The 14,098-nt window shown below is 46.6% G+C and carries 13 protein-coding genes; 7 read left to right on the top strand and 6 right to left on the bottom strand.

Going from position 1 to position 14,098, the window contains the following annotated elements; all coding sequences use genetic code 11:
• The 4 genes from OMP95_RS03390 to OMP95_RS03405 all read right to left on the bottom strand — a co-directional run bounded on the left by OMP95_RS03390 (position 1) and on the right by OMP95_RS03405 (position 2,314).
• Complete coding sequence (locus tag OMP95_RS03390) at positions 1-579, bottom strand: LemA family protein (RefSeq protein WP_266325947.1); 579 nt, start codon at positions 577-579, stop codon at positions 1-3.
• A 96-nt stretch (positions 580-675) separates the two neighbouring features.
• Positions 676-1,152, bottom strand: coding sequence for a hypothetical protein (locus OMP95_RS03395; RefSeq protein WP_266325949.1), 477 nt, complete (start codon positions 1,150-1,152; stop codon positions 676-678).
• Between the two features lie 65 nt (positions 1,153-1,217).
• Positions 1,218-1,769 carry a YceI family protein gene (locus OMP95_RS03400; RefSeq protein WP_266325951.1) on the bottom strand — a complete coding sequence of 184 codons (552 nt, stop codon included), beginning with the start codon at positions 1,767-1,769 and terminating at the stop codon, positions 1,218-1,220.
• A complete protein-coding gene (locus OMP95_RS03405; RefSeq protein ID WP_266325953.1) occupies positions 1,766-2,314 on the bottom strand; it encodes a cytochrome b in 549 nt (182 codons plus the stop codon). The genes OMP95_RS03400 and OMP95_RS03405 overlap by 4 nt, the downstream gene beginning before the upstream one ends.
• Before the next feature lie 77 nt (positions 2,315-2,391).
• Between OMP95_RS03405 and OMP95_RS03410 the strand changes: the two genes are divergently transcribed.
• A complete protein-coding gene (locus OMP95_RS03410) occupies positions 2,392-3,096 on the top strand; it encodes a YceI family protein (protein ID WP_266325955.1) in 705 nt (234 codons plus the stop codon).
• A 54-nt stretch (positions 3,097-3,150) separates the two neighbouring features.
• Here the strand turns inward: OMP95_RS03410 and OMP95_RS03415 are convergent, their stop codons facing one another.
• On the bottom strand, positions 3,151-3,837 hold the full coding sequence (locus OMP95_RS03415) for a response regulator (RefSeq protein WP_266325957.1): 687 nt from the start codon (positions 3,835-3,837) through the stop codon (positions 3,151-3,153).
• Complete coding sequence (locus OMP95_RS03420) at positions 3,834-5,333, bottom strand: DUF4118 domain-containing protein (RefSeq protein WP_266325959.1); 1,500 nt, start codon at positions 5,331-5,333, stop codon at positions 3,834-3,836. The genes OMP95_RS03415 and OMP95_RS03420 overlap by 4 nt, the downstream gene beginning before the upstream one ends.
• A 250-nt stretch (positions 5,334-5,583) precedes the next feature.
• Here OMP95_RS03420 and OMP95_RS03425 point away from each other — a divergent pair, with 250 nt between their 5' ends.
• The 6 genes from OMP95_RS03425 (at position 5,584) to dacB (ending at position 13,695) form a co-directional block, all read left to right on the top strand.
• Positions 5,584-7,029, top strand: a complete 1,446-nt coding sequence (locus OMP95_RS03425; protein WP_266325961.1) for a TrkH family potassium uptake protein — start codon at positions 5,584-5,586, stop codon at positions 7,027-7,029.
• Positions 7,030-7,048: 19 nt separating this feature from the next.
• Positions 7,049-8,422, top strand: a complete 1,374-nt coding sequence (gene trkA / locus OMP95_RS03430; protein ID WP_266325963.1) for a Trk system potassium transporter TrkA — start codon at positions 7,049-7,051, stop codon at positions 8,420-8,422.
• Between the two features lie 258 nt (positions 8,423-8,680).
• On the top strand, positions 8,681-8,950 hold the full coding sequence (locus tag OMP95_RS03435) for a hypothetical protein (protein ID WP_266325965.1): 270 nt from the start codon (positions 8,681-8,683) through the stop codon (positions 8,948-8,950).
• 6 nt (positions 8,951-8,956) lie between these two features.
• Positions 8,957-9,769 (top strand): CheR family methyltransferase, encoded by an 813-nt coding sequence (locus OMP95_RS03440; protein WP_266325967.1) that lies wholly within the window; start codon positions 8,957-8,959, stop codon positions 9,767-9,769.
• A gap of 318 nt (positions 9,770-10,087) precedes the next feature.
• Positions 10,088-12,214 (top strand): EAL domain-containing protein, encoded by a 2,127-nt coding sequence (locus OMP95_RS03445; protein ID WP_266325969.1) that lies wholly within the window; start codon positions 10,088-10,090, stop codon positions 12,212-12,214.
• An 83-nt stretch (positions 12,215-12,297) separates the two neighbouring features.
• Positions 12,298-13,695: a D-alanyl-D-alanine carboxypeptidase/D-alanyl-D-alanine-endopeptidase gene (gene dacB / locus OMP95_RS03450; protein ID WP_266325971.1), complete on the top strand. Its 1,398-nt coding sequence runs from the start codon at positions 12,298-12,300 to the stop codon at positions 13,693-13,695.
• The last annotated feature ends 403 nt before the right edge of the window (positions 13,696-14,098 follow it).

Genomic DNA, 14,098 nt, shown 5'->3' on the forward strand with positions numbered 1-14,098 from the left:
TTAGAACTCAACTTCAGGTGCATTTTGAATGGCTTCGCGATCATCAAAATCCAACTCTGATGCACGTTTAAAGGTAAACATATTCGCCAGGATATTGGTCGGAAAGGTTTCCAGCACATTATTATATTCAAGCACGGTGTTATTGTAGCCGCGACGTGATGCGGCAACTTTATTTTCAATACTGGTTAATTGCTCCATCAAATCACGAAAAGCGCCATCGGCCTTAAGATCAGGATAGGCTTCTGACAAGGCAAAAATTCCGCCCATCGCTTTACCCAGCAAACTTTCGGCCTGTCCAAGTTCCAGCATTGATTTTGCGTCGCCTGAGTCGATTTGACCGCGTAGTTTTTCAGCTTGATTCCGGGCATCGATAACACCAGTTAACGTGGTTTGTTCGTGCTTGGCATAGCCTTTTACGGTGTTTACCAGTTGTGGAATCATGTCATGTCGTTGCTTAAGAGTAACGTCTATCTGTTTGAATGCATTTTGAAATACATTGCGAAGCCGAACCAACTTATTGTATTCCAGGATTACATATAAAATCAGTAAGCCCAAAATTGCCAGTAATACCCACTCCATATCCCTACTCCTTTCTATTAATAAATAGATGGTGCCGTTGCTAGAGCAAAAGGGGCAGACTCCGCCCCTTTTACTTTTTCAAATGAAAATAAAACTTTAACGTTGTTGCCGGCCTTCGAGCCTGTTTTCTATCGACTTAAGTTTTTCATAGGCTTGCGATTCATTATTGATGTCTTCCAGCAAACCACGATGTATTGCCACAGAAACCGCTTCCTGATTATTAAACCGGCCACCATCTTTAAATATCAAATCGACCAGCTGGCGCGCAGGCATATCCAGGTAGGTTGCCAGCTTTTGCGTTTCCTTGGAGAAAAATTGTAAAACATCAGGATGGGTATGTTTTACCGTGAGTATGGCCAGGTTATCAATTAACACCAGCTCATAGCGCGTGCGCTCAGAAAGGCCGTTATCCTTGACGAAACGCAGACTGGTTAAGCCGGTGAGTTCATAAAAGGCATTTTGAACTTTGACAGAAGGTGATTGCTTGTCAGCTACAAGTACCTTTAACCACTTCAGACGATGTCTGGCCAGTATGATGATGCTGTCTTCAATCAAGTGGAACACCTCCTGCATGGTCCATGCCGTGCGCTTTCATAATGATCATATTCTTAGCATACACCCGACTTCTGTTTTGTTGATCATTGTTTTTTCAAGGCAAAATTAAACTCAACGGTAACATCATTAGGGATAAACTCGGCGTCAGCGAATTCTCCGATCCCTACATTGTAATCAAGTCGTTTGACTGTCGATGAACCTGTTAGCCGCCAGTTGCCATCCTCTTTATTGAGCTTGAAATGACCTGTTTCCTCGTGTGTCACGCCTCGAATGCTCAACTCACCCTTGATGAAATACGCCTCGCCATCTTTGTCGATCGACTGCGTTGTCCAGGTTGCTTTGGGGTAGTTGTCAGTATAAAGCCCGTCTTTTTCCTGCATGCCGATGTTCAGATCGCTATTTCCGGTCTGTACCGAGGCGATATTCACCGTTACACTGATATTACCGGTTTCAGGCGCGGCATCCTGCCAGCAATAATCCACCTGAAAGTCGGTAAAGCGCCCGGTAAACTGTGAACGTTCGATGGCGAACTGGAATTTAATATCACTGTCGTCGGCATCGGCATGGTAACAAACAGGCTCAGCCCAAAGGTCATATGACCACACCATCACAGTAAACCAAACTAAGATTTTCATGGCCTTCGCCATAACGGCAGCATCCTTTTTAAAATATCGTCCTTTCTGACGAAATGATGATGCACGGCGACCGCAGCATGTCCGATCACCAACGCCCCCAGCGCCAAAGCCAGCGTGACGTGTAATGTCTTGAGAGCTTCTTTGAGCGCATCATCCTGTGCAACTAAGGCTGGCAAATCGAACACGTCAAACCAGCTGACAACAAAGCCTGCCGCGGAAGACATCGCCCAACCAACCGGTGGAATAACGAGTAGGAGGCCATAAATTACATAGTGGGTAACTAATGCCAGTCGACGTTGCCATGGCGGCATGGTCGTTGGTAATGGCGGCGGTGGGTTGAAATAACGCCATATTAAGCGCAGCAACACCAGCGCCAAGATGGTCAGGCCAATGGATTTGTGTTCATTGACCAAGTCATAACGCTGGCGTCCCAGTCCCAGTTGCAAAATTCGCCAGGCCCAGATGAATTGCATGATGATAAGTGCCGCCACTATCCAGTGCAGAAGCTGGCTGATCAGGCCATAAACACGATTATCGTTTTTCAAGGGAATATACACGGCAGACCGGTCGCCAAATTCTGAGGTATCCTTGATAAAAATCCCATAATTGTCAGGATAACGCAATGCGATCCATAAAACCGACTGTTTATGTGCTTTTGCTGATAATGCTCACTGCGCTGCTGGCTGCCTGCGCAGGGCGCCCTGCTCCGGATACTGAAACTTATACCCGCGATGTGCTGGAGCCGGTGCCGGCAAAAGCACCATCAGGGGCGCGTTATCTGGTAGATACGGCACGATCCGATATCCGTATCATTATCTATCCGGATGGCCGATTCGGCCACGCCCATGTTATCAGTGGGGCAGCGTTAAGAGGTGAAGTGATCCTGCCCCGGGATCATCATCACACATGGATTGATCTTGCTATCCGGGTTGATGCTCTGCAAGTGGATGAACCGTCCTGGCGTATGGACGAAAGTTTTGAGTCGGAGATGAGCGAGCGAGCCATTACCGGCACGCGGAAAAATATGCTCTCTGAGCAGGTTTTACACGCCACGCAATATCCCGAGATTCATATCCGCTCAAATCAAGCAACGGGTCCCTTGTGGCAGCCCGATATCCAGGCGCAGATCACGCTGGCAGGCAAAACCCGCGAGCTCACGGTACCGGTTTCCGTGCATCAAACAGGCGATGAACTGGAAGTGACAGGTCGTTTGCAAATCAATCAGAGCGAGTTTGGCATCGAACCTTTCGCTGCGCTCGGCGGTGTACTCAGGGTTGCTGACAAGGTGCTGATCCGCTTCCGGATTTACGCCCGTCGAAGTCGCTAATGCTATTACCCGTATTTGACAGGCCCGATAGAGAAAATGCTGTTTGCTCCGGCTTTACGCCAATCGGTACCCTATCCCTTGAATGGTTTTGATAAAGCGTGGATTGATCGGATCGTCATTTAATTTTTGTCTCAAATGCCCCACCAGAACGCGCAGATAATGAGTCTGTCCCAGATGATTATCACCCCAGATTTCACGCAAAATCTGATTGTGCGTCAGAATGTGACCTGAATGTGTTATCAGTAGTCGTAATAACTCAAATTCCTTTTTCGACAAATTAACGATGTGACCATCCAGGGTAATCTCATGGTTCGGAATATTGACCACTAATCCTTGAAATTCAAACTCGGTCCGTGTGGGGGTTACCTCTTCACTGGAACGTAATATTGCTCTTACCCGCGCCATCAGCTCACTGATACCAAAAGGCTTGGTGACATAATCATTGACGCCGGCATCGAGTGCCTGAACTTTTTCCATTTCATCAGCACGTACTGACAAGACAATTACCGGTGTCTGTGACCATTTTCTAAGTTCCAGTATGAAATCCTGACCATCTATATCCGGCAAGCCCAAATCCAGAATGATGAGGTTGGGATTACACCGGGCTGCAATTTCGAGCCCTTCTGTTCCCCGTCGTGCTTCGTGAACCTTATAACCTTGTGCTTCGAGGCTAATACGCAGAAATTTACGGATTTGGGCTTCGTCTTCCACCACAAGTATCGACTCTGTAGTTGTAATCATGTCTCGGCCATTGTTTCATTTGAAAGAAGAGGCAACTTGATTGTCATGCAGGTACCCTGACCATTTTTACCCGCATGCGCTGTCACTTCTCCTGAGTGAGCTCCAATCATTCCTCTGACAATCGCAAGCCCGAGTCCTGTCCCCGGTTTTGTGGCTCTATCCCCGCGTTGCATGCTGTAGAACATATCAAAAACCTTATCTCTCTCATCCTCCGGAATCCCCGGTCCCTGATCATAAATGCTTATTCTCATGCACTCTTCATCAGCCTCTACTTCGATTGATATGGTGTCACCTTTTTCTGAAAAGCGGGCTGCATTATCAATAAGGTTAACGATGGCCTGCTCTATTAATACGCCATGTACCCATATAAGTGGTGTTGAATCAGCTATCTGAATATAAATCTCAATGTCACTGAGTACATCTTTCAATCTGGACACGGCACTCGAAATAACATCATGAATATCTACCCAATCACGCTTCAGCGTCAATTTACCCTGACCGAGCTTGGTCATATCCAACAGATTTTGTATATGCCTGTCGAGGCGTTTGGCTTCATCCAGCACAGTGCTTAGAAGTTCTTGACGATTAGCGCCGTCAATGGAGTCACCATATTCCATCAGACTACTGGATGAACCTATGATTGAAGACAACGGCGTACGCAGGTCGTGAGAAATTGATGATAATAAAGCCGATCTCAATTGTTCCGTTTCAGATACCAGCTTGGCTTGTTCCAGCTCAGTCACCAACTGAATCCTTTCAAGCGCTGCTGATGCCTGCTCACAAACACTGATAATGCTTTCGCTCTGTTCAGTGTTTACTGGCTTGTTGAAGGCGATCATACCCGTCTGCTGGTTTCGCATCCAAAGTGAAAAGTAGCTCCATAACGCGGATACCCAAGGGGAATATGCACATTTGTCCCAGGCCTGCTCCAGGTCAGCCTTCTGCAGATTGATGCCTGTTCGGGTTGTAAGTAAAGGCTTTGATTTATCATCTGCCGTAAAAACAGCTACTTCAGAATGGGTTAACTCAGACAGGTGTTCAGCGAGTGCGAATAAAACATCTTGCGGGCTGGTGGCGGATGACATTCGTCTGCTGAAGTCATAGAAGTTGGAAATTCGTTTCAAAGCAACCTGACGCTGCGCTATTTCACGGTGCATACGGGTAGCAAGGTTGCCGGTAATGGCAGAAACAATCAGAAAAATAAGCAAAGTCGCCACATCCCCATCATCGGATACTTTCAATGTGTAAAAAGGCTGCGTGAAAAAGAAATTGAGCGCCAAAAAGCTGAGAACACTGGCAGTGAGTGAGGGACCTACGTTCGTGCGCGAGGATATAAACAATACAACCGTCAAAAACAATAGCGTTAAAGCGGCATGCGGTAACAAACCTTGAATGAGAAATGCCACGCCGGTTGAGAGTAAGACAAATCCTACTGCCTCCAGATAGTTAGTCAGACCAGAGGTTGAAATAATCAGGTTTTTGAGCTTGATAATCACCCTGAGACCTTAGCAAACTTCACAGGATAAAAATAAAAAAACCATAAAATTTTTACATTTTTTTTATGTGACACTTCAAATTTATATGCGGATAATTTTTGTTGAGCATTATTGATGGATGGTAAATGTATGGCTACAACAATAAACAGGTTTAACACACGGTTAGCCCGGCCAGCAGTTTGTCCGTAATCTTGTCTCAGCGCAGCCAATACTTTCGTCGGCTGCCCCACCCCATTAAGCAATAAAACAAATGCATTGGCGAGCCATTATACGTCTGTTTGGCATCTTACTGATGCTCTTCAGTCTTAACTTTATTCCATCACTTGGCGTTTCCCTTTTCTATGAAGATGGTCAGTGGGCCGTTTTTGCCGAATCCCTGTTACTAAGCCTGGCAGTCGGATTATTATTATGGTTACCAAACATCCGGCAAAAAGACGAGCTCTTTTTGCGGGATGGTTTTTTGATCGTAACCTTATTTTGGCTGTTTCTCGGCATTGTCGGTGCCTTCCCGTTTTTATTGGGACTGCATCTCGACTTTACCGATGCCATTTTCGAATCAATTTCCGGCTTTACAACCACTGGTGCGACGGTGATTGTAGGGCTTGACGAGCTCCCCCGATCTATTCTTTATCACCGTCAGCAAATCCAGTGGCTTGGCGGCATGGGGATTATTGTTCTTGCCGTTGCCATTCTGCCCTTGTTAGGTGTGGGTGGCATGCAGCTCTATCGGGCTGAAGCTTCCGGCGTGAGCAAAAATGAAAAACTTACGCCCAGAATTGCTGAAACGGCCCGATCTTTGTGGCTGATCTATGTTGCGCTGACAACTGCCTGCGCAGTGTCATTCTGGCTGGCTGGCATGGCGCCATTTGATGCGGTTGGACACGCATTTACGACGGTGGCGACCGGCGGTTTCTCAACTCATGATGCCAGTATCGGTTTCTATAACAGTGCCACGATTGAAATCATTGCCATATTTTTCATGTTGGCAGGCGGCATCAATTTTGCCGTGCACTTCATAGCCTGGAAAAAACTGTCTTTTGCACAATATCGAACAGATTCCGAAACCCGAATTTACGTATTCATCTTTCTTTTTGCATCAGTATTTGTCGCGATGACACTCGCTGAAATGGATATTTATAATGGTAGCTGGGAGTCATTACGTTATGCTTCTTTTCAAGTCGCTTCCATTCTGACCAGTACCGGTTTTGGCACCGCCACTTTTTCAGAATGGCCACTCCATATTCCGCTGGTACTCGTTATTCTGTCTTTTACCGGAGGTTGTGCCGGATCCACTGCAGGCGGAATAAAAGTAGTACGCATTATGTTGCTGGCCAAACTGGGAAAACGACAGTTATTTCAATTGGTTCATCCTAATGCTGTTTCGGTCATTAAACTCGGTAATCGGGCTGTTGCAGAAGATGTGCTTTTTTCAGTCTGGGGCTTTTATGTTTTATACATCGTAACCGCCCTGCTTCTTACCGTTGCCATGATGGCGGCCGGTCTTGATTGGGAGTCCGCCTTTGGTGCAGTTGTTGCGACTATTAACCTGCTTGGCCCTGGTCTTGGTGAAGTTTCAAGTAACTTCGCGTCAGTTAATGATGTGGTTAAATGGCTGGGTGTTTTCGGTATGCTTGTTGGCCGGCTTGAAGTATTCACACTGCTGATTTTATTTATGCCGGCCTATTGGCGTAATTGATCTTTTCTAAGGCCCGTTAATGAAAATCATTATTCTCGGAGCAGGACAGGTAGGCGTAAGTGTTGCCAGAAACCTCGTTAACGAAGCGAATGACATTACCGTTGTCGATCACAATCAGGAGTTGTTGTCAGCCATTCAGGACCAACTCGATATAAAAACAGTGTGCGGGCATGGCTCGCAGCCTGATGTATTGCTCAAAGCCGGTATCGAAGATGCAGATATGATTCTCGCTGCAACCAGCAGTGATGAAACCAATATGGTTGCCTGTCATATTGCCCAGACTCTTTTTCATACACCGACCAGGCTGGCGCGGGTACGGGCACCTGCTTATCTGACACATCCTGAAATTTTTTCCCGTGATGCGATACCGATTGACTTTCTTATCAGTCCTGAGCAACTTGTTACTACCCTCATGCAACATCTGATAGATCAACCTGAGGTGACTCAGGTATCTGACTTTTTTGGAGGAAAAGCACGGCTCGTGGCAGTCACCGTACATCAAGACAGCAGGATGACGGGGCTGTTTATTCGTGATCTGGCGGCGCTTCTGCCTGGTGTTGGGGTAAGGATAGCTGCGATCTTCAGGAAAAACACTGTCGTTTCGCTTGATGGCAGTACGCTAATTCAGGCGGATGATGAGATATTCTTTCTTGCAGAAAGTCGTGATATTCCACGTCTGGTCAGGATCTTTCGTCATAAATATAGTCCCTACAACCGCATCATTATCGCAGGTGGCGGTAATATCGGTAAGCAACTGGCGGAGAAGATTGAGGATCGGTTTAAGGTGAAAATAATCGAGCATCGCCACGACCGCTGTCGTTATCTCGCCGAGAATTTACATAACACGATTGTATTGCAGGGCGATGTCGGCGATGCCGAACTATTAAAAGCTGAAAATATTGACCAGACTGATGTTTATTGTGCTGTAACAAACGATGAAGAAGCCAATATTCTGTCATGTATGCTTGCGAAGAGACTGGGGGCACGTAAAACGTTTTCAATTATCAACCGCCCAAGCCATGTAGGTCTGGTTCACGGCACAGCGATAGATATTGCCGTATCACCCGCTCAGGTTACGATTGGGGCATTACTGACGCATATCAGACGAGGTGATGTTGTAGCGGTTCACTCCTTACGCTGGGGGGCGGCGGAAGCTATTGAGGTTATCGCTCATGGTGATAGAGAAACCTCCCAAGTTGTAGGTCGTGCAATTAAACAATTACCCTTGCCCAAGGACACCACCATAGGGGCCATATTACGGGAAGAACAGCTGATTTTCCCAGATGGCGAGACCGTTATTCAATCAGAAGATCACGTTGTATTATTTCTTTCACATTACAAGGATGTCCAACATGTAGAAAAACTTTTCCAGGTAGGTTTCACCTTTTTGTAATGCTGACAAACAGCTGAATATCAGCACCTTCTTTCTAAACTTGCTCCAGCTCGGCCACATCCTGTCATTTAGTTCTGGTCAGAACCTGCTCCTGCTTTGAACAGGAACTACAGTTAGTTGTCATTGTAGTTCCACAACACTTCATCACAAAGACATCCCGATTCGAATTTATCGTTATAATCAATCATACGGCTTGCTGGCCGAGGTCACATCGCACACCATCAAAATAGCTACAGCTAACAGTGAAGGAGTTGGGTGATGAACGACAAGCGAGGATTCGAAATCCGAGTGGAGTGTTATGCCGGATATCGTGCCGATGAAGAACCCAGACGCTTCTTTTTCGGCGAACGTGCAATCACGGTCAGTGCAATCCTTGATCGCTGGATCGATCCGTCACATCGCTATTTCAAGCTGCGTGGCGATGATAACGCCGTCTATATCCTGCGTTATGACGTCAACTACGACAGCTGGGAACTGATCCTCTACGACAGCGGCAAGTATGCGCCTACCCGGCTTTCCTCTACCTGAGCCGCCATGCAAGACGTTGATTGCGTGCGCTTTCTGCAATGGGCCTTGCCCCGGATGCAAATGCGCTGGGCAGGCTTTCGCAAGGTACGCAACCAAGTCTGCAAACGCCTGTCACGCCGCTTGACCGAACTCGAACTCGCCAATATCGAGGCGTACCAGCAGCTTCTTACCCGGCAGCCGGATGAATGGCAAAAACTCGACAGCCTTTGCCGCGTCGTCGTCACCCGCTTTTATCGCGACAAGCTGGTGTTCACAAGGCTGACGGAGAACCTGCTGCCACAACTGGCCGTCGCTACAAGCGCCGAGGGTAGAGAGAACATAAACATCTGGAACATTGGTAGTGCCTCAGGTGAAGAGGCTTACACTCTGGCTATCCTCTGGCAACAGCTGCTTGCACCCCACTTTACCGGGCTGAAACTTGCCATTCTGGGTACCGAAATAGAGATATCTCTGCTCAAACGCAGTCAAAAGGCCTGCTATGCGGGTGGGACCATCAAGAATCTGCCGCCAGCGCTTCGCAGTGCGGCTTTTAATCAAAAAAATGACGATTACTGTCTCAAACCACAATATCAGGCCATGGTTGAGTTCCGGCAGCAGGACATCCGTACCGAACTGCCTGATAAGACGTTTGATCTGATTCTGTGCCGCAACCTGGTATTCACCTATTTTGATGAGTCACTGCAGCAAACCACCCTGCAGCGCATGCTGACGCGATTGCGTCCCGGTGGCTGGCTGATTGTCGGTGTCCGCGAAAGACTCCCCGCCGGTGCCGGGGGGCTGACAGTGGTATCGGAACGGCTGGGTTTCTATCAACGATAACATTCCGATTTTTTCCAGAAAAATTGACCACATTAAATCAATCTAAACAGTCGTTTACAGAAATAGCCTCAAAGACTGTCTATCAGGGATATTTTCAGGTACAGGTGCATATCCAGCGCCGCGCTTAGCTATCTGGCACGTTTTTCTTACGCATCATGGCTTGTACATGTTCCAGTTGTAACTAATTGTTTTTTTGCAATTGCATATTAGTTTGAGCAACATGACTTTCAGGTAAGTTAATTTTTGGAGCACTCTCTTTTGCGAACTGTGTTGTTGAATAAATTTTGTATTGCGACATGCTTAATTTTGTATGTCTCAATGGCAATGCCAGTTTATGCCGAACTCCAGAAAACGGTTATCTTCGGCGGAGACGCGTCTTACCCGCCCTTTGAGTGGAATGAAAATAGCGTTCCTGCAGGCTTTAATATCGATATTGAAAATGCGCTTGCTAGTGTTGGACTTGTCCGAGCAGAACATAAGCTGGGTGAGTGGCCAGAGATGATACAAGCATTGGAAAGTGGCACTATTGACGTTTTACCCATGTTTTTATCAGATGAACGTGAAAAAAAATTCTTATTCACCTCACCTTTTTATTACCTCAATCATGCGCTTTATGCATTGTCAGATGTTGAGGAAATACCTTCCATAAAATCACTATCAGGGCAAAGCATTGCCGTAGAAACGTTATCTTATGCGCATGAACGACTTCAACTTGAACAAGCTGATCCAACACTCATCCTTACCAAGGATACGCTTGCGGCTTTAGAGAGTGTCGCCAAAGGCGAAGCGGTATATGCTGTACTCGCCGCCCCTATAGCTTCTCGCCTTATCGTTGAACATGACCTTGACCTGCATCGTATCAGCCCTCCTTTTTGGCCTCGCGGCTATGCGTTTGCCGTCAGAAACGATAGAACCGAGCTCGCTAATTGGCTTGAGAGCAGTCTTAATTTGACAATCGCTACAGGGGCATACAACGAAGTGTATCAACGCTGGAAAAATCAGTTGGAACCCAGCAACTCCTCCAGGACGGATTTTTGGCAGACAACAGCGATTATTATTATTCCGCTGCTTTTGATCGCTGTGCTTGGGTTTATTTGGTCATGGATGCTGCAGCGTACCGTTACTAAGCGAACGGCAGAGCTTCGCAAAGAGTTAGAGCGCCGAAAAGCGGCAGAGTCCCGAATTACACACTTAGCCAATCACGATGCACTAACTGGACTGCCCGAATACCACTATGTCGTCAAACTGGCAAACCAGATTTTCCAAAATAGTTCAAAAGAATCAACACCAACCAAAGAATTGGTCATTCTGAAATTAGCCGAAACCGAAATGATTACGCGTGTATTTGGTAATTCAGTTGAGGAAGCGTTCATCAAAGCATTCGCCGAGCGGCTTAAGCTTTTCGGCTTCGATGTATGCGGTTATATTGGTCGCGGCGTGTTTGCCATTGTCAGTCATCAGAATAGATTCAGAATTAATCTGGACGAGCTGACCGCGCAGCTCAATGTAAAAGGTTTAAGCCTCTACCCGCAAGTTGTGGCCGGCATTGCGTGTTGGCCTGATCATTCTGACAGTGCAGAAGAGCTGGGCAGAAAGGCGGAAACAGCTTTAGCCGTGAGTCTGGAACGTAACCATGATTGGGCAATCTACGACCATCACATGGAACCTGACAAAATCGACCATCAAATTGTAACGGAATTCCGGAAAAAAAATGGGACGGGGCTATATGCCGTTTTGCAACCACAAATAGAGTTGAAAACGGGTCAAATAGTGGCTGCAGAAGCGCTGGTCAGATGGGATTCACCGGAACTGGGGACGGTCTCACCAGGGAAATTCATCCCTTTGCTGGAAAAAGCCGGTCTTATAAAACAAGTTACCGTCCGCATGATAAATGAAGCTGTCCGCATCGCCGTGAAGCTTCGAAAAATGAATCAACCATGTCCAATCAGTGTCAATGTGTCTGCCAATGACCTGCAGACGACGGATGACTTGCCTTCAATTTTTCACGCTGCTTTAGCTCGACATGGCGGGCAAGCCGGAGATGTAAAGTTAGAGCTCACCGAAACAGCGCTTGCGGAGAACCCGGACCAAGTCAGAACCGTGCTTGATCTCTTAAGTAAGATGGGGATCTATACTTCTATTGATGATTTTGGGACCGGATATTCTTCACTGTCCTATCTGAGTAGCTACCCTATACAAGAAGTAAAAATTGACCAGATGTTTGTAGCTGACATAGCACATAATAAACGGAACCGGAGTATTGTCCGCTCCACAATTGCTATGGCCCATGCATTGGGGATCACTGTAGTAGCTGAAGGTGCTGAGGATGAAGAAACCATGGAAATTCTGAAAGTTGAGGAGTGTGACCGTGTACAAGGGTTTGTGATTTCAAAGCCATTGCCCGAAGACAGTTTTGTAGACTTTCTCATTAGCGCCCAAAAATAATTTTGTTTAACTGCCATTCTGGGCCAATGTTCAACAACATTAAGATGTAATGGGAAATTCTTGGTTATGGAATATTTTGTCTGATGTTCAAACTACTAACTTTCACCGTGACACTTTTCTTTTGCATACCTCTATATGCATTGGAAAAGACTTTTAATCCGCAAATCGCGATATCTGAACTCCCTCATGGTTCTGACGTTGCGCTGATGATTGCAGACCTGGAATCGGGACACACAATATTTTCACAAGGCGCCAAGCAGCTTCGCCCCCCAGCCAGTGTGCAAAAGCTTGTTACCGCACTGGCAGCCAAGCTTTATTTCAAAAATGGCTATCAATTCCAAACAACGCTGGAAACGCACCAGGATGACATTATTATGCACTTTACCGGCGATCCGACGCTGAGCCGGGGGGACATAAAATTACTTTTAGACAAACTCAAGACCAGCAAAAACACGATTGAAGGTAACTTTTATCTGAATGGCGCTGCTTTTGATGACTATGAGCGCGCTATCGGTCTCCCCTGGGATATTCTGGGTGTTTGTTACAGCGCGCCGTCCAGCGGCATATCCCTTGATGGTAATTGCGTTTCCGGCAAACTTTTCTTGCCTGCTTCCGCGTCGAATAATACATCCGTCCTGCTGCCAGCCGATGCGCCTGTTCGTGCACAGAGCAAGGCTGTGGCCCTCCCTGCTTCAGCCACCAATAATCATTGTGAACTGAAACTTTCTGCAAACGAGAACAATCAATACAGCGTCGGCGGATGCGTTGCAAAAAACAAGCTGCCTATGCCGCTGAATTTTGCGGTGCAAAACACTACAATTTATACCGCCAGAATCATCCATGAAGAACTGCAACAAGCAGACATCAAGCTAACAGGAAATATCATTCGTAACGATGATGTGACGGGCACTGTCATTGCCAGTCACCTTTCTCAGCCACTGAGTCAGCTTATTGAAATCATGGTCAGGGATTCGGACAATCTAATCGCTGACAACTTAACGAAAACACTCGGACATTTGTATTTCAACCAGCCTGGCAGCTTTGAAAACGGTGTTGCAGCTATTAAAGACATTCTCAAAAACGAAGCCGGTATCGATCTATCAACTGCCATGATGGCAGATGGATCGGGACTGTCCCGTAACAACCGTTTGACTGCATCGCAAATCATGCAGGTAGTGGCTTATATTTTCAGACATCAGGAACTCGGCCTGGTACAGGCCATGCCTATCTCCGGTGAAAACGGCACGCTATTTTACCGCTCCAGTATCCGCTCGCTCCCTTTAAAAGGTACAATTATCGCGAAGAGTGGCTCTCTGTATGGCACTTATAATCTTGCCGGCATGCTTAAAGCCCGGTCCGGTAAATCTTTACTTTTTGTCCAGCTTGTTTCCAACTATCACACAGAGCATGATGAAATCATTGATCACCCCATCATGCAATTTGAACGAACGCTTTACCGTTCATTATTTAATAATTTTTAGTGTTTCTAACTCGATACCCTCTCCATGAGGGGTAGACTCCGTGATGCCAGAGAATTCAATTTCATCTGCTCTCGAGTATCGCTGAATAGATGTTCAGTATGGAGCCTGCTGGCAAAGCAGTGCTGAAATAAAAAAGTCTTTTTTAACATATCAGAGTTTCTCTTAGTTGCTTTCAAGACGGAAGCTTAATGACCCCATAGACGGGGTTATATAAAGTTGTACGGGCATGACGTATATCCATACATACCATGCCTAATTTACAACAAAAAGAGGAAGACTTTATGAAGCTGAAAACTTTGTCATTAGCCATGATGTCATTGGCAGTACCAGGTCTGGTCGCTGCTGACGAACTGGCTACAATGCAACAAAACGAAAACGAATGGGTCATGCCTGCCGGTAACTA

The organism is Methylophaga sp. OBS4 (assembly GCF_026319305.1).
Lineage (GTDB): Bacteria > Pseudomonadota > Gammaproteobacteria > Nitrosococcales > Methylophagaceae > Methylophaga.